13 protein-coding genes are annotated in these 16743 nt (G+C 36.2%); 12 read left to right on the top strand and 1 reads right to left on the bottom strand.

Annotated elements, in window-relative coordinates; genetic code table 11:
• The first annotated feature begins 374 nt into the window (after positions 1-374).
• The 12 genes from CXF64_RS15370 (at position 375) to galU (ending at position 14424) form a co-directional block, all read left to right on the top strand.
• The gene (locus CXF64_RS15370; RefSeq protein WP_101217443.1) at positions 375-1490 is read left to right on the top strand and encodes a polysaccharide export protein; all 1116 of its coding nucleotides are present in this window, start codon (positions 375-377) and stop codon (positions 1488-1490) included.
• Positions 1491-1502: 12 nt separating this feature from the next.
• Entirely contained in the window at positions 1503-1937 is a 435-nt protein-coding gene (locus tag CXF64_RS15365; protein WP_007582278.1) for a low molecular weight protein-tyrosine-phosphatase, read from the top strand.
• A gap of 15 nt (positions 1938-1952) precedes the next feature.
• Positions 1953-4202, top strand: a complete 2250-nt coding sequence (locus tag CXF64_RS15360; RefSeq protein ID WP_101217442.1) for a polysaccharide biosynthesis tyrosine autokinase — start codon at positions 1953-1955, stop codon at positions 4200-4202.
• Between the two features lie 20 nt (positions 4203-4222).
• A complete protein-coding gene (locus CXF64_RS15355) occupies positions 4223-5233 on the top strand; it encodes a sugar transferase (RefSeq protein WP_101217444.1) in 1011 nt (336 codons plus the stop codon).
• A 6-nt stretch (positions 5234-5239) separates the two neighbouring features.
• A complete protein-coding gene (locus tag CXF64_RS15350) occupies positions 5240-6247 on the top strand; it encodes a hypothetical protein (RefSeq protein ID WP_101217441.1) in 1008 nt (335 codons plus the stop codon).
• A gap of 22 nt (positions 6248-6269) precedes the next feature.
• The gene (locus CXF64_RS15345; protein WP_101217440.1) at positions 6270-7292 is read left to right on the top strand and encodes a hypothetical protein; all 1023 of its coding nucleotides are present in this window, start codon (positions 6270-6272) and stop codon (positions 7290-7292) included.
• Positions 7285-8364: a glycosyltransferase family 4 protein gene (locus CXF64_RS15340; protein WP_101217439.1), complete on the top strand. Its 1080-nt coding sequence runs from the start codon at positions 7285-7287 to the stop codon at positions 8362-8364. Before CXF64_RS15345 ends, CXF64_RS15340 begins: the two co-directional genes overlap by 8 nt.
• Before the next feature lie 800 nt (positions 8365-9164).
• Entirely contained in the window at positions 9165-9743 is a 579-nt protein-coding gene (locus tag CXF64_RS15330) for an acyltransferase (protein WP_101217437.1), read from the top strand.
• A 7-nt stretch (positions 9744-9750) separates the two neighbouring features.
• Positions 9751-10629 carry a hypothetical protein gene (locus CXF64_RS15325; RefSeq protein WP_101217436.1) on the top strand — a complete coding sequence of 293 codons (879 nt, stop codon included), beginning with the start codon at positions 9751-9753 and terminating at the stop codon, positions 10627-10629.
• A 57-nt stretch (positions 10630-10686) separates the two neighbouring features.
• Positions 10687-11853 (top strand): nucleotide sugar dehydrogenase, encoded by a 1167-nt coding sequence (locus tag CXF64_RS15320; RefSeq protein WP_101217435.1) that lies wholly within the window; start codon positions 10687-10689, stop codon positions 11851-11853.
• A 487-nt stretch (positions 11854-12340) separates the two neighbouring features.
• Positions 12341-13345, top strand: a complete 1005-nt coding sequence (locus tag CXF64_RS15315; protein ID WP_101217434.1) for an NAD-dependent epimerase — start codon at positions 12341-12343, stop codon at positions 13343-13345.
• Positions 13346-13533: 188 nt separating this feature from the next.
• Positions 13534-14424 (top strand): UTP--glucose-1-phosphate uridylyltransferase GalU, encoded by an 891-nt coding sequence (gene galU / locus CXF64_RS15310; RefSeq protein WP_101217433.1) that lies wholly within the window; start codon positions 13534-13536, stop codon positions 14422-14424.
• Positions 14425-14844: 420 nt separating this feature from the next.
• On the opposite strand, the gene CXF64_RS15305 is transcribed toward galU, so the two are convergent.
• Positions 14845-16290, bottom strand: coding sequence for a capsule assembly Wzi family protein (locus CXF64_RS15305; RefSeq protein WP_101217432.1), 1446 nt, complete (start codon positions 16288-16290; stop codon positions 14845-14847).
• Between the last annotated feature and the right edge of the window lie 453 nt (positions 16291-16743).

Here is a 16743-nt window from a genome sequence, read left to right as displayed (position 1 = left end):
GACGAGCAAAGCTCGTAATAGGGCTTATTCACAAAAGGGTTAAGAGCACACTGCGCTTTAGAGAAGTAAGCAGCCATAAAGCACTTGTTTAAATGGCTTCTCATTTACTCCTCATTCGCTTCTCTTTTTGCAATTGGTGATGAATGCGTTAAGTGTTTTGCTAAAAACGGCTATCAATTAAATTTATTCATAAAGACCTTATGAAAATACTGATATAATTTCAGTGCTAATTAAAAACTTAGTAACAAAGCTTTTACAAAGCAAAGACTATTGCTTCACAATAGTGCACATGCTTTAATTAGTCGGCTAAAATACAAGTGCTCACCAAGGTTGGTGAGTAAGTGCAATATTTAAAATAATTTTGGGATTCTACAATGGCGTTAAGCTGTAAATCACTCGCATCAATACTCGCAATACTAAGCATGACCGGCTGTACAATAGTACCAGGCAGTCACTTTGAAGGTATAGACTCAGGCGAGCAAACACAAAACCTCGAACAAGATCTCGAAAAAGTAAACATTCAAATAATCGACTCGCTACTAATAAACAAACAAAATCAAGCGCGTATAGCAGCTAAACCAATTTCAAGCACCGATGGTTTAAACGTAAGTAACTACGAATACAAACTAGGTGTTGGCGACGTACTAACAATAGGCGTATGGGATCACCCAGAGCTAACAATACCGGCAGCAGTACAACGTACCGCAGAGTTTGACGGCTTTAGAGTACAACGAGACGGCACCATTACTTACGCCTACGCACCAAATATACCCGCAGCAGGTAAAACAATAAGCCAAGTACGTAACGAGCTTGTTAAACGCCTAAGCCGAGTAATAGAAGACCCTCAAGTAGACGTAAAAGTAGTTGGCTTTAGAAGCCAAAAAACCTACGTTACCGGTGAAGTAAACAAGCCAGGTGTATACCCAGTAACAGAAATTCCACTTACCTTAATTGATGCCCTAAACCAAGCGGGCGGCTTAACTGATGCAGCCGATTGGCGCACAGTAACATTTACCCGTGGCAACAAAACAGAAGTTATTAAACTTGATGACTTTTATGCCCATGGTGACATTTCGCAAAACCGTTTACTGCAACATGGCGACATAGTGCACGTAAACCGTAACGATGCACAAAAAATATTTGTATTAGGTGATGTTAAAAAAGCAGGTTCAGTAACGCTTAACCGTTATGGTTTAAACTTGGCCGAAGCGCTAAGCGACTCCGGCGGCTTAAACGAAAATACAGCCGATGCTAACGGTGTATTTGTACTGCGTAAAAGTGACGTAGAGCAAACCGGTGTTATTGCAAACGTATACCAATTACACGCTAAAAATATAGCAGCAATGGTATTAGCTGAGCAGTTTGAGCTACAGCCGCGCGATATTGTATACGTAACATCGGCACCACTTGCCCGTTGGAACCGTGTAATAAGTTTATTATTACCGTCGGTAGCATCGGTTGATAGCTTAGACGATATTTCATCAAACTAAGGGTTTTTAAAAATGTTTGATTCAGTTTTAGTGGTGTGTGCAGGTAATATTTGCCGCAGCCCAACCGGTGAGTATGTTTTAAAGCAAAAGCTTGAAGGCAAAAATATTAAAGTATCGTCTGCTGGTTTAACAGCACTTGAAGGCAAACCAGCAGATGCAAAAGCAAAACAAATAGCGCTCGCACATGGCGTTAATATGGATGCACACCAAGGCCAGCAGCTTACATCAAGCTTAGTAGCGCAAAACAGCGTAATACTCGTAATGGAAGAACGCCATTTAAACGACGTACATGCCCGTTACCCAGAGGCGCGCGGTAAAACGTTTTTACTCGGTAAGTGGATTAATAACGCCGAAATACCAGACCCGTATCGCCAAAGCCAAGAGGCTTTTGAACACGTTTACACATTAATCGACAGCGCGTGTAGCGCTTGGCAAAAGTATTTATAAGGAATGGCTAATTTAATGAATACCCAGCCGAATAACAGCGCTAATAGCGCTAATAATAAAAGCACTAACAATAAACAACCAACGCAAGAAATTGATTTAATGGCGCTACTAGGTGCATTACTCGATCGCAAATATTTTATAGTAGCCGTAACCGCACTGTTTATGTTTGTAGGTGTTATTTATGCTGTATTAAGTACCCCTGTTTACCAAGCAACAGCCATGATACAAGTTGAAGATGGCGGCGCATCAGTTCCTGGTTTTGACGATATGGCAGGCATGTTCGAAAGTACATCGGCTGCAATAACCGAAATAGAGCTACTAAAATCGCGCAGCATAATAGGTGAAGCAGTAGACACTTTAAAGCTTGATATAATAGCAAAGCCTAAACTATTTCCGTTTATAGGTAGCCGAGCTTATCGTACTTTTAGCCCAATGGAAGATGGCGACTTAGCCGAGCCAAGTTTTGGCGCAAGTAGCTACGCATGGGGCGGCGAGAGCATAAATGTATTTAGATTTGATGTACCGCGTACAGCAGTAAATCAAACATTTACTTTGGTAGCGCAAGCTAATAATAGCCTTTCACTTTTAAATGGTGACGGTGAGCAAATATTATCGGGTAAAGTAGGCGAGGAACTTACAAATGGTAAATTTAACTTAACCATTCGTACTTTAAATGCACGCCTAGGTACAGAATTTACAATTACCCGTAAAGATCGCCTTAATACTATTTTAGATTTGCAAACTGCAATTGGCGCAAGCGAAAAAGGTAAAGACTCCGGTATTATAAACCTAAGCCTACAAAGCACTAAACCAAGCTATGCCGAAAAAGTACTTGATAAGGTAGCAGCTATTTATGTACGCCGTAACGTTGAGCGCAACAGCGCTGAAGCCCAAAAGTCACTTGAGTTTTTAGAAGTGCAATTACCTGAAATTAAAAAACAGCTTGAATACGCAGAGCAACGCTTTAACGACTACCAAATAAAACGCCAGTCAATAAACATAACGCTTGAGACCCAAGGCGTGCTTGAGCAAGTTGTAAAGCTTGAAACTAAATTACAAGAGCTAAACCTAAAACGATTAGACATTGGTCGTAAGTTTAAAAAAAATCACCCTTCATACCAAGGTATACTTGAGCAAATAGATGCGGTTGAAAGCCAAAAACAAGAACTGGTAGGTGAGGTAGGTAACCTACCAGAAACTCAACAAGAGCTACTACGCTTAAAACGCGATGTTGAGGTAAGTAACCAAATTTACACATTATTACTTAGTAAAACACAAGAGCTTGATATAGTTCGCGCAGGCACCGTAGGTAACGTACGTATTATTGACTACGCCGAGGTAAATACTAGCAAGCCAGTTAAGCCTAAAAAAGCATTGATAGTGGTAATGGCAACATTGCTAGGTGGTATGTTAGCTGTGGCAATTGTGCTTATACAAAAAGCAATGCATAAAGGCGTTGAAGACCCAAGCGAAATTGAAGCGCTAGGCTTACCTGTATACGCAAGTGTACCGCACTCAGATTATCAGGATAAACTAAGTGGCTTTGCTGAGCGAGCTCGTAAAAATAAAACGAACAAGCCTAAAAGTATACTCGCACTTGATAACCCAGCAGACCTAGCAATTGAGGCATTAAGAAGCCTGCGTACCAGTTTGCACTTTGCGATGATGGAAGCTAAAAACAACATTATTGCTATATCGGGTCCAAGCCCAAGCGTAGGTAAATCGTTTATATCGGTTAACTTAGCAAGTGTGCTTGCACAAAGCGGTAAAAAAGTACTTATTATTGATGCAGATATGCGTAAAGGATACTTACAAACACAGTTTGGTTTAAATTGGGACGATGGCTTAAGTGATTACCTATCGGGTCGTTTAAACCTAGAACAAGTTACTAAACCAACCAAGGTTGAAGGTTTGAGTGTTATTACGCGCGGTCAAATACCGCCAAACCCTTCAGAGCTATTAATGCATAGCAACTTTAGTAAATTAGTTGAAGAAGTAAGCGCCGCTTACGACATTATAATTATCGACACCCCTCCAATACTTGCAGTAACCGACCCTGCAATAGTAAGCGCGCATACAGGCACCACTTTGCTTGTTGCACGTTTTGGCCAAAACCATGTGCGAGAAATAGAGCTAACACGTAATCGTTTTGAACAGAATGGTATAGACGTAAAAGGTGTTGTATTTAACGGTGTAATTAAAAAAGCAAGTAATGCATATGGTTATTATGGTTACTATAATTACGAATATAAATCGGATAAGTAATTTAAATGAAAGGTAAAAAAATGCTCCTTGACGAAGTGTGTGAAGCAAGCAAAGCCCAGTCACTTGCTAGTAATTTAGATGCACTTGAACCTATTTTTATTACTGATAGCTTTAAGTCTAAATCAGAAGCCCTTAAGCAGATTGTGATTTATGTATTTTGTCCAAAAGAATGTGTTGAGGTAATTGAGGCAATAATTGATGATTACTCTTTTGATATAGTCATTAACGACTACACAATAAATGACTTTACAAAAAAAGTTATATGTCATTACCAAAGTGCTCACTTAACAAAAGTACAGCGTAAGTTTTTAGTTAACGCCACGGAATGTGGTGCATGGGTTGAACCTCTAGTTAGCTACCTAGATGATAGGCTTAAGTACACTGAAGTCCGCTTACTTCATAGTAGCTATTTTTTACATCAAAAAGCATTTTCTATCTTATCGAATAAACGTACACAAATTACAAAGCGCATTACTGACATAGTTTGCGCCGTTTTACTTTTAATTATTACTATCCCGTTTTCATTTGTTGCAGCCTTATTGATTAAGTTGGAAAGTCCTGGCGCAATATTATTTAAACAAAAGCGGACAGGGCAATATAATAAAGAGTTTAAAGTTTATAAATTTAGATCAATGCGAAATGATGCTGAAAAAAATGGTGCGCAATGGGCATCCAAGAATGATGCCCGAGTTACTAAAGTTGGTAAATTTATACGCAAAACACGCATCGATGAAATACCGCAACTTATTAACGTATTACAAGGCACTATGTCGATAGTAGGTCCAAGGCCTGAGCGTGAGGTGTTTATTGAAGATCTAGAAAAAGAAATACCATACTACCGCTTTAGGCATGCAGTAAAGCCTGGTGTAACTGGGTTAGCCCAAGTTAGCTATCCTTATGGCGCATCTGTTGAAGATGCAGTTTGGAAGCATAAGTACGACATATATTACATTAAACATCACACATCATTACTTGATATCAAAATATTATTGTTAACAGTGAAAACTGTTTTATTCGGAATGGGGCGTTAATATTGTATGAATGAAAGTGGAAGATTTAATCAATTCATTGATGCTACAGGAGGCAAGTTCGTGCCAGCTGAATTTGCCGAGGCCAAATTAGATAGCGTAAGTAGGCTCCTTGCTAGTTCTTATAACAGTCGAATTACACTTAATAATATAGATGAATTTATTCTATCTAAAATAAAGTCCAGGTTTCAGCAAGGGAAGTATTCAAAAATAAGTGTTCTTTGTGGTGGTGGAGTTGATAGTAATTATTTACTTCTTTTAATAGCTAAATACTTCCCATTAGTTGAACTTGAAGCCGTTTGCGGTCTAACAAAGTCCAATTCAGAAGATTTAAAGTCGACAAAAATTATTTGTAAGAAGTATAACGTTAAATATGTAGAGGTAACTATATCAAAAAGCGAATTAGAAAAAAGCCTGAGTGAGTTTTTTACAAAAAAAAATAGATTACCTAACGATGTAGCCGCCCCAATCATTAACGTCCTAATTAATAAAGCTAAATCTGATAGTGATAATGTTTTAGTTATCGATGGCCAATATGCTGATACAACTCTATTTGCTAACCCCCAAAATACATTTTTTAGGTTATCTAAGTGGTTGGGGTTATTCAATTTTAGAAGTAAAAATAAATTAGACACTAATGCATTTTTAAAATTTAGTTATTATCTTAAATTACTTTTTTCAAGAACCGAAAATAAAATATTTGAGCTCTGTAGATTAGAATACTCAGAAAAAATAATGTTATATATATCAGAACAACTGAGAAACTATGATAGAGAGTTGGTTATGCAAGCTATATTCTTTAAAGTGCTGATCGAATTTAGAGAAAAAGATAAATATCTGTTGTCCGAAGATGTTTATTCTCCATTTTATAGTGATGACTTGTTTTTAGCATCTTATGATCAAAATACTTCAGTATTTGATTTGCGTGATAAAAAGAAATACTTGAGAAACTTTGTTCGTATTAATTGTCCTGAAGCTGTCAAACATATGAAATCCAGGACTTTTGAAAGTGAATGATTTTTTTAATAGGTAATATAAATTGAAGTTAAATTATCTCCATTTTTTTTGGTTTTCTATAATATTAGTACCTGCTTTGAATCCTTTGTCTGAGGGTATTAGTACATATTTCCCATTAAAACTACTATTTTTAATTTTAGCGGTGGTTTTATGTATCATAAAAGATAGAAATATTAGGGTTACAAAAGTTGATTTAGCCATCTATCTATATTTTTTTTATTCATTATTAAGTTTTTATTGGGGAGATTTATCTCCTGAAACATCAATTATGTATTTTGGGTTCTGGCTTAGCTACCTTTTGACCTTCTTTTTTATTCGTACCAGTAAATTAATGCTGGAAAGTAAGTTCATTCACATAATATTAGCTTTATCTTTTGAATTGATTCTTTATTTTACGCTTTACGATGGTAATAAGTCAGTTAATGGAGGCTATGTCGTTGGGCATTTAACATCGGTTTTATTGCTGTTGAACTATAGGATAGGCCACTTTCTTAAAACATTTTTCCTTCTTTTATTACTTAATTTTACGGGAATAAGGTTTGTAGGTGTACTTTTAATCAGTTACTTCAAAAGGCCAATATTTATACTTTTTGCAGGCGTTCTTGGTATAGTTTTACTCTATTACATTACAAATATGTTTATAGGTACCTCAATTTATACTTATCTGCTCGGATATAGAGTTGCAGAACCTTCCTATGTGTTGAATAGTATATCTAAGTCTCCGGTTGAAATTTTTTTTGGGCATGGCTTTGGTAGCGACTCGTTTACAGTTAGAATGGGAAGTAAAGGTGTAATACAGCACTCTGGAATTTTTCATAATTTTTACTTAACTGTTCTCTACAACACAGGAGTAATCGGAGTTTTACTTTTATTAGCTACTTTAATTTGCGCTTTGAATTCTTCAAAAAAATGTTTTTATGCGATCGGTTTGGTTGCATTTATATTAATGAGCTCTATTGACTCACATAGAGATGGTGTATGGGCAATATTTTTATTTTTGGCTCTGTTACTCAATGAAAGAGATGAGAAAATTTTAAATGAATAAAGAATTAGTATTAGTTGATCCTAACTACCAAAATGGTTTTGAGGGGTTCCTTAGGGCGTGTGATAATGATGGAATGATAGTTGTTATCGGAGATAATAAGTTTGATTTTGGCTTAAATATAAGCTCTTCTAGTGAGACTTTGAGAAAGATGCTTGGTAGAAGTGCTTTATGGCTCCCTTCTTACTCTAAGTTGAAGGGAATAATATCTGAGAACAATATTGAGAGAGTTCATGTAGTAGGTGAACCAACTTATTTTTCAGTATTCGTTTGCTGCTTGATAAATTTCTTTTCAAAAAGAAAAATACGTATAACTTGCCGAGCGGCTCAAAACTTAGAGTTTAGACTTCCGCTCATTTTTAAATTCGTACTCTGGTTTTCGAGATATAATAATGTAGAGACATTTCCGGTGAGTAATTTGTCTAAAGGTTTTTCTGAAAAATTTTATAAATTAAAAACATTGGATGTTTTACCAAATGGTGTTCCTGAGGATTTTTATACTCGCGAAGTAAGCATTGATAAGCGAGATACAGTACTTTTTATTGGGCACTTTATTGAGAGAAAAGGTTTTAGTGATTATTTGACAGTGGCAGAGAAGTTAAGTGAAAAGTATCCTGACGTACACTTTGTTGCTGTAGGTGGCAGGGCCGATTTAGTTGATATATCTTTTTTTAAAAACAAATACCCCTCAATTGAATTTCTAGATTGGATGGATAGGAATAGTCTAATTAGTTTTTTAGATCGCTCTCTTTGTTTGGTGATGCCTTCTAAGAAAAGTGATGGTAAGGATGTTCCTTTTATAAAAAGATTAGTTTCTGTTCCATGGTCAGAGCAGTTTGGTAGAGTTATTATCGAGGCTTATTCTCGCCTTACGCCCGTTGTTGCTTATGACTCAGGTGCAATACGTGAAGTTGTTATATCACCATCTGCATTGGTAGAAGAAGGTGACATGAAGTCTCTTAGTAATAAAGTTGAAAGTGCTATCAATAATAGTTCAAAAAGCTATGACTTAAGAGAGTATTCAGAGGGATTTAGATGGAATACAGTCTATCAAAACTATTTCAAGGGCAAATAGTATTTATATCTAATAGAGTTTTACGCTTACTGTACTCTATTTTGGTTGCCGCTATTTTTTACTCGGATGAGCTGTTTTTAACCTTTTTTGTGCTTGAGGGTGTTTTACCAATTATTACACTCTTGTATGCTTATATTTACAACAGAACGAATTTATCGTTCTTTTTTTTAGCATGTTTTATTTTAGTACCTATAGGCTATGTTTATTCGGTTTTAATAATTTTCTTAATATTTATTGGTGAAATATTAAGTTCATTTTATGCTTTTGGACGAGAGAGGAAAACAAATCAAGTATATGAATGTGTTTTTAATATATTTGCATTAATAGGCGTCTTTTTTGCGTATTATTTAGGCTTCGAATACTTACTGTATGTTCTTTTAGCTGCTACTCACATAAGACTATTAGTTTATATATATAACTCACCGAAAAACTTACCTGAGGTTCCGAGTTATTTTTTGTATAGCTTATTACGGCAAGTAACATCGTTACACTTTAGATATCTTCTAACATTAGTCAGTGTTGGGCCAGTTTTTTTTGTTATATTCAGAGTGATAAACCAAATTATTTTGTTTGTGTGGTCTTATCTTAAAAGTAGCACTAAATTTGAATGGTCGCATCATTTTAAAATTAACTTTTCAATTCGATTCGTTTTATTACTATTTATTACTTTTAACTTATTATTAGCAGCACAAGTTTTCAATTTATTTTTGTTTAATAGTGTTTTACTTTTTACTTTATACGTGATTTTAGTATTCAGTTTATTAATTTTTGAACTAAATAAGGCAAATGTAGGATCATAAATGCATAATATTTTATTTTTAGTAACATCTAGATTTTTTGGTCGTATATTCAAGTCCTTTTGTTTTTTTTCAAAAAACATAAACCTCTCTGAGGGGGTTCAATTTAGAAGTGTTCCAATATTTGAGGTGCATAAAAGTGCAAAGTTGAGTTTAGGGAAAAGTGTTTTAATAAACTCTTCTAATTATGGATATCATATAAATATGCATTCAAAAACCAAAATTGTATTACATGATAATGCTGAATTGTCAATAGGGAATTTTTCTAGAATACATGGGGTTAGTTTTCATGTGAGAAAAAGTATCACAATAGGCTCTAGGGTTTTAATGGCTGCTGGTTGTGTAATCATTGATAATAATGGGCATTCAATAGAGTTAAGCAAGAGATTAAGTGAAGTTGATGAACCAAAAAGTATTGTTATCGGAGATGATGTTTGGCTTGCTACAAATGTCGTAGTTACACCCGGGAGCTATGTTGGTGATAACTCAATAGTCTCTGCTAACTCAGTAGTTAGAGGGCGGCTAGAAGGTAATGGAATCTATGCAGGTAATCCAGCAGTGATCGTTAAGCATTTTAATTAAGGCTGACATGATATATTTAATTAATGATCAAAAAAAGTTTAACGCACGATACCGTTCTGATTTAATCGGTTACTTAGAATCAAAGTCATACATAGTCAGATCAGAAGGTTTTTTTGATGGGCCGGTTTCTTTTATATTTTTGCTTATTAAAGTTATTTTCTGTAGTCGTATGATTATTAGCTCTAATTTAAAATCTAATACCCTACTAATGTGCTTATTCTGGAAGAAAGCAGGAATCATAGTTAATGGGTTAGGACGCTATAAGAGAAGTCAGTCATTTAGAATGTTTTGGCTTTTTTTGATGAAAATAAATAAAAAGAAAAAAATTACTTTTCAAAATTATTTAGATTTTAGATATTTTAGGCGTCACTCTAAGTTTAAGAATATATATTGGGTACCCGGTTCAGGAGGGAGTCCAAAGTTTATAGGTTCATGCAAAGAAAAAATAATAATTATATCTAGAGATGAGAAACTAACAAAAATAGCAAACAGCGTGAATGATTTTTTGTCTCTTCATAATGACTTTGAGCTAGTAGTAGTTGGTTGCTCCGATACCTGTACTAAAGATAGTATTTTAGAACGATTTAAACCAAAAGTTACAGGGTATGTTGAACAATCAAATATATTTTCTTGTGGAGGGGCTTTTTTGCAGCCAGAAGGTTACGGTGAAGGTGTACCGCACACCTTAGTTGATGCCATATCTTCTGGTTTAGATATTTATATAACTAAGCAGCAATTTCTAGAGTTTGGCTTTAATAAGCTTGGTTTTAGTTTTACTCAATGTCAAAGTAACTGGGTTAAAATAGGTACAACCCCAAATTCTGTTTATTCTCTTAGCGTAGATAAAATTACAAGCTCATACTGCGATATTTTTTTACCCCATTAAAAATGAGTAATATTAAATCGTAGTAATCAAGTTAACACAAAAAATTAAGGATTAATTATGAATATCACCGTTGTTGGAACAGGCTATGTAGGCCTTTCTAATGCAATGCTTCTAGCACAACATAATAAAGTGGTTGCATTAGATATTGATGAGCAAAAAATAGTGCTTTTGAACGATAAAAAATCACCGATTGTTGATACCGAGATTAGTGAGTTTTTAACACGTAGTGACTTAAATTTTACAGCAACTACCGACAAAGTAGCTGCCTATAGAAATGCTGACTTTGTAATTATTGCGACTCCAACCGATTATGATGTAGAAAATAATTACTTTAATACAAACTCAGTCGAAGCTGTAATTAAAGATGTCATAGCGCACAACCCAAATGCAGTTATGGTTATTAAATCGACCATACCTGTTGGCTTTACAAAAGATATTAAAGAAAAGCTTGGTATTAGTAATTTAATATTTTCGCCAGAATTTTTACGTGAAGGTAAAGCACTGCACGATAACCTATACCCATCACGTATTGTAGTTGGCGAACTAGGTGAGCGTGCAAGTGTGTTTGCTAACTTACTTAAACAAGGCGCTATAAAAGAAGATATTGAAGTACTTTTTACTGACTCAACTGAAGCCGAAGCTATTAAGTTGTTCTCAAACACTTACTTAGCAATGCGTGTTGCTTATTTTAATGAGCTTGATAGCTACGCTGAAGCACATGGCTTAAACAGTAAGCAAATTATACAGGGTGTTAGTTTAGACCCTCGCATAGGTAGCCATTACAATAATCCATCGTTTGGTTACGGTGGTTACTGCTTACCAAAAGATACTAAGCAGCTACGTGCAAATTATGCAAATGTACCAAACAATATCATTAGTGCAATTGTTGATGCTAATACGACGCGTAAGGACTTTATTGCAGACTCAATAATTAAGCGCAACCCTAAAGTGGTTGGTGTGTATCGTTTAGTAATGAAAACAGGGTCTGATAACTTTAGAGCCTCTGCCATCCAAGGCATTATGAAGCGCATTAAAGCTAAAGGTATTGAGGTTGTAGTTTACGAACCAGTGCTTGAAGAAAATGAGTTTTATCACTCTCGTGTAATTAAAGACTTAAACGAGTTTAAGCAAATATCTGACGTTGTTGTATCTAACCGTATGGTTGAAGAGCTCAGTGATATTGCTGACAAAGTTTATACTCGTGATTTATTTGGTAGTGATTGATTAAAAGAATAGCAGTTAGGTGAAAGGCTTATAGTTGAAATTAGTGTTTTTTGTGCGTGAGCAAGCTTCACGCCTACGACTCAGCCGTATAATTGCGATGTTATTGTTGTAGGCGCCTTGCTTGCTGGCGCGTTTAGGTTTTTTTTGTGCGTGCGCAAACTTTACGCCTACAGCTCAGTTGTATAATTGCGGTGTTATTGTTGTAGGCGCCTTGCTTGCTGGCGCGTTAGCAAATAAGCATAGCTTTAAAAGTTAAAGGCATTGAGGTAAAAGTACGGACTTGGATGGAAGAGTCTAGGCAGTTATCAAAAATGATATCTGCTTTAATGAAAACTATTGAAACTTGGGATTAGGCTTTTAGTCTTCAACTTTCAACTTTCAACTTTCAACTTTCAACTTTCAACTTTCAACTTTCAACTTTCAACTTTCAACTTTTACTTCTGTTTGTGAAATAAATGCGGCTTAAAATTTCGGAATTAAGGTGTTTATGAAATATTTAGTAACGGGTGCTGCTGGTTTTATTGGTGCGGCAACATGCCAAAAATTGTTAGCGGCTGGCCATATTGTAGTTGGTATTGATAACCTTAACGACTATTACGATGTAAATTTAAAGCTAGCTCGTTTAGCGCAGTTTGAAAGCCATGAAGCGTTTACATTTATTAAGCTTGATATAAGTGAACGCCCAGCAATGAGCGAATTATTTAAAGCACAGCAGTTTGATAAAGTAATACATTTGGCAGCGCAAGCCGGTGTCAGGTATTCAATAGAAAACCCTGATGCTTATGCAGACTCTAATTTAGTAGGGCACTTAAATGTGCTTGAAGGGTGTCGTAATAATAAAGTTAAGCACTTGGTTTATGCTTCATCTAGCTCTGTATATGGTTTAAACGAAAAAACACCGTTTGAAACAACCGACAGTGTTGACCACCCAGTGTCGTTTTATGCTGCGACTAAAAAAGCGAATGAGCTAATGGCGCATAGTTATTCTCATTTATATAGCTTACCTACAACAGGTTTACGCTTTTTTACCGTTTATGGCCCATGGGGTCGCCCTGATATGGCACCGTATATTTTTACTAAAAAAATACTTGCCGGCGACACTATTGATATAAACAACAATGGCGATATGTGGCGTGACTTTACTTACATAGATGACATAGTCGAAGGTGTTGTTCGTGCTGCTGATGTTATACCAGTTGCAAACCCTGATTGGAGAGTTGAAACACGTTCGCCTGCTTCTAGCTCTGCTCCGTATGCGGTTTATAATATTGGCCACGGTAGCCCAATAAACTTAATGAAGTTTATTGAAGCCATTGAAGCTGAACTAGGTACTGAAGCTAAAAAGAACTTCCGTGAAATGCAAGCTGGCGATGTTTATAAAACTTATGCTGATACTACAGATTTATTTAATGCAACAGGCTATAAAGCGCAGGTTGGGGTTAAGCAAGGCGTAAGTGAGCTTATTAAGTGGTATAAAGACTTTTATAAATAAAGGTTACAATTTTCAAGTCATTTAAAAACACTGTTTTAAATTTAAGGCAGTGTTTTTTAATGTGCTTAGATTAGTTAACCTAAACACATTAAACCATTGATGAGCTGAAAGTTACTTTTTATTTACCACCCACCTACTTTTAACCTACTAACTTCAAACATTATTAATTTACAAATAAAGGACTACCCATGAAAGCCGTTATTCCTGTTGCAGGCCTTGGTACACGTATGCTACCTATGACTAAAGCAATTCCTAAAGAAATGCTGCCAATTGTAGACAAGCCACTTATTCAATATATTGTTAGTGAATGTGTTGCTGCTGGCATAAAAGATATTGTTTTAGTAACGCATAGTTCTAAAAATGCAATTGAAAATCACTTTGATACAAGCTACGAGCTAGAAGCCACACTCGAAAAACGAGTAAAACGTGCGCTGCTTGATGAAGTCCGTTCAATTTGCCCGCCAGACGTAACCGTTATGAGTGTACGCCAAGGTGAGGCGAAAGGTTTAGGCCATGCAATTTTATGCGCCAAACCCATTGTAGGTGATAACGATTTTGTAGTGTTACTTCCAGATGTAATACTTGATGCATATACAGCAGATCAAAAAACTGAAAACTTAGCTGCGATGATTAAGCGCTTTAGCGAAACACAAGCAAGCCAGATTATGCTTGAGCCTGTAGCGCAGGAGGATGTAAGTAAATACGGTATTGCCGATATTAATGGTGTGCAACTTGCTCCAGGTATGAGTGCAGCAATTAAAACAATGGTTGAAAAACCGGCTGCAGATGTGGCACCTTCAAATCTTGCTGTTGTTGGTCGCTATGTACTTAGTAAAAATATTTGGCCATTACTTGCTAAAACGCCTGTAGGCGCTGGTGACGAAATTCAATTAACCGATGCTATTGATGCGTTAATGACACAAGAAACGGTTGAAGCATTCCATATGAGTGGCGCTTCGCACGATTGTGGCGATAAGTTAGGTTATTTAAAGGCAATTGTTGAATATTCAATGCGAGATGAAAAGCTAGGTAAAAATTTCACTCAGTATATAAATACCTTTGTTAATGGTAAAAATTAATAACATAGTTAATTTATATTCCCTAGGTGAGGTTTCATGCCTCGCTTTGGTAAAGTTAAGTTAGATGAGCGCAAAGTAAATTCGCACCTACAGGGTGGCATATATTGTAGGTGAGGTTTTATACCTCGCTTTGGTAAAGTTAAGTTAGATCAGCGCGAAGTAAATTCGCACCTACAGGGTGTGTATTGTAGGTGAGGTTTTACACCTCGCTTTGGTAAAGTTAAATTACATTAGCGCGAAGTAAATTCGCACCTACAGGGGGTACTATTGTAGGTGAGGTTTTATACCTCGCTTTAGTAAAGTTACATTACATTAGCGCGAAATAAATTCGCACCTACAGGGTATATATTGTAGGTGAGGTTTTATACCTCGCTTTTGGTAACGTTAGATGAGTGCGAAGTAATTCGCACCTACAGGGTGTTAAAAATTAGCAAATACACCTAACCTAGCAAACGTTTCCCCGTATACATCCTTTCCTTGATACAGCTCAGCTCCCCAACTTTTAGCGCCCATTATTGGTTTACTCAACTTGCGTGTGTACGTTGTTTGCAGTTCATAACTTGTTTTATAACCATCACGTTTATTTTCAAGCATGCGAATGGTGGTATTTAAGCTTTCTATTTTACTTAATTGCCAATGCCAGTTTGCACTCATTGATTTAGCCGGAGTATAGTCGGTGTAGTCATGCTCATCTCCCGCCCAGTGGCCAAATACATTGCCTGAATTTCTATTCCCGTCAAGGTATATATCGTTTTTGTACCACCCGCCTTGCCAATTACTATGCTCGAATCGTAAACTGTGGTTGTTAGCAATAAAAGGTAAATAAATACCAAAGCTATACGCATTATTACGGGATCCTCCACCTAATGTGTCCTCTAGAGCTGCTTCACCATATATCTCATAAGGAATATTTAAAATATCATTATTGTAAGAAAATGCTGCAGAACCAATTTGATCACCTAACTCATATCCATCGTCTAGATCTCTAGCGTCTGTACTTGAAACATTATCTTTGGTCCCTGGGCTGAAAAAACCTTCAGTAAAATCTTTTAAGGTTACATTTCGTGGTCCACCACCAAATTGCATTAAGCGGCTTAAGCCTATTGTTAAATTATCGGTTGCTGCAAAGCTAATGTGTAAACCAAATAAGTACGGTTTTCCTGGTTCAAAAACCTTGGTAATATCAGCCCTTTTACTTGTTTTTAAAATTCCGCTTTGCTCTGTCATTTTGCTAATAAACATATCATAACGAATATTAAAGCTGGTTATTGGCTCTACATTACTAAGCGTTATAGAAGGCGTTGTTTTAGCATGTGTGCTTAATAGCATGGCACTGTCGTTAAAAGGCGAGTACCAATGCTCACGGTAACCTACATCTAACTGCGCGTATTTATTACCTAGGTAAAAAAAACTTTGTGTAGGTAATATTTCGTCTTCGTTGGCTATGCCTGCAACACTTACACCAAAATAACGCCCGAAGTTAGCGTAAGCGCCACCTTCAACAATTAAGTTGGTTTTAGTGGTTTGGCCGCGTTGGTTAGGCAGTGTTTTATCTTTTGTGCCAGCAGCAAGCGTTACTTTTGCAAATGTACCCGCATCACTTTGAATATAAGGGCTAAGTTGGTACGAAAGTGTTTGATATAGTTCTGGGTAAGTATGCCTTACTGTTTGCAGCACTCTATAAATATCGTGCGCTTTATAAGGCTTGCTCATAATATGTGTGTTTTTACTTACGGCTAAAAGTCGTTGTACTTGGTGCTCAAGTTCTGGGGCTTGATTTAAAGGTAAATAAGGTGATACGCCACCTTTAGCAACAGCATTTGCACTGATTGCCATCCCGATAAACAGTGATATTTTTTTGAGCATAATTATTCCGTTAGCAAAAATTTGTTTAAGTAAAAACGTTAACGCGAGGTTAGCAATAAACGCCTAAGTAAGGAAGAAAAAAGCGATATATTAGTGGTTAGTAATTGGTGTATATAAGTTGTAGGTGAGGTTTTATACCTCGCTTCGGTAAAGTTAAGTTACATAAGCGCGAAGTAAATTCGCACCTACAGAGTACATATATCGTAGGTGAGGTTTTATACCTCGCTTTGGTAAAGTTAAGTTAGATGAGCGCGAAGTAAATTCGCACCTACAGGGTACATATATTGTAGGTGAGGTTTTATACCTCGCTTTGGTAAAATTAAGTTAGATGAGCGCGAAGTAAATTCGCACCTACAGGGTACATATATCGTAGGTGAGGTTTTATACCTCGCTTTGGTAAAGTTAAGTTAGATGAGCGCGAAGTAAATTCGCACCTACAGGAAGCATATGTTG

Origin of the sequence: Pseudoalteromonas sp. GutCa3 (assembly GCF_002836155.1) — a bacterium.
Classification (GTDB): Bacteria; Pseudomonadota; Gammaproteobacteria; order Enterobacterales; family Alteromonadaceae; genus Pseudoalteromonas; species Pseudoalteromonas arctica.
Note: the sequence above shows the minus strand (reverse complement) of the source record. Positions and strands in the feature narration are given on the sequence as shown.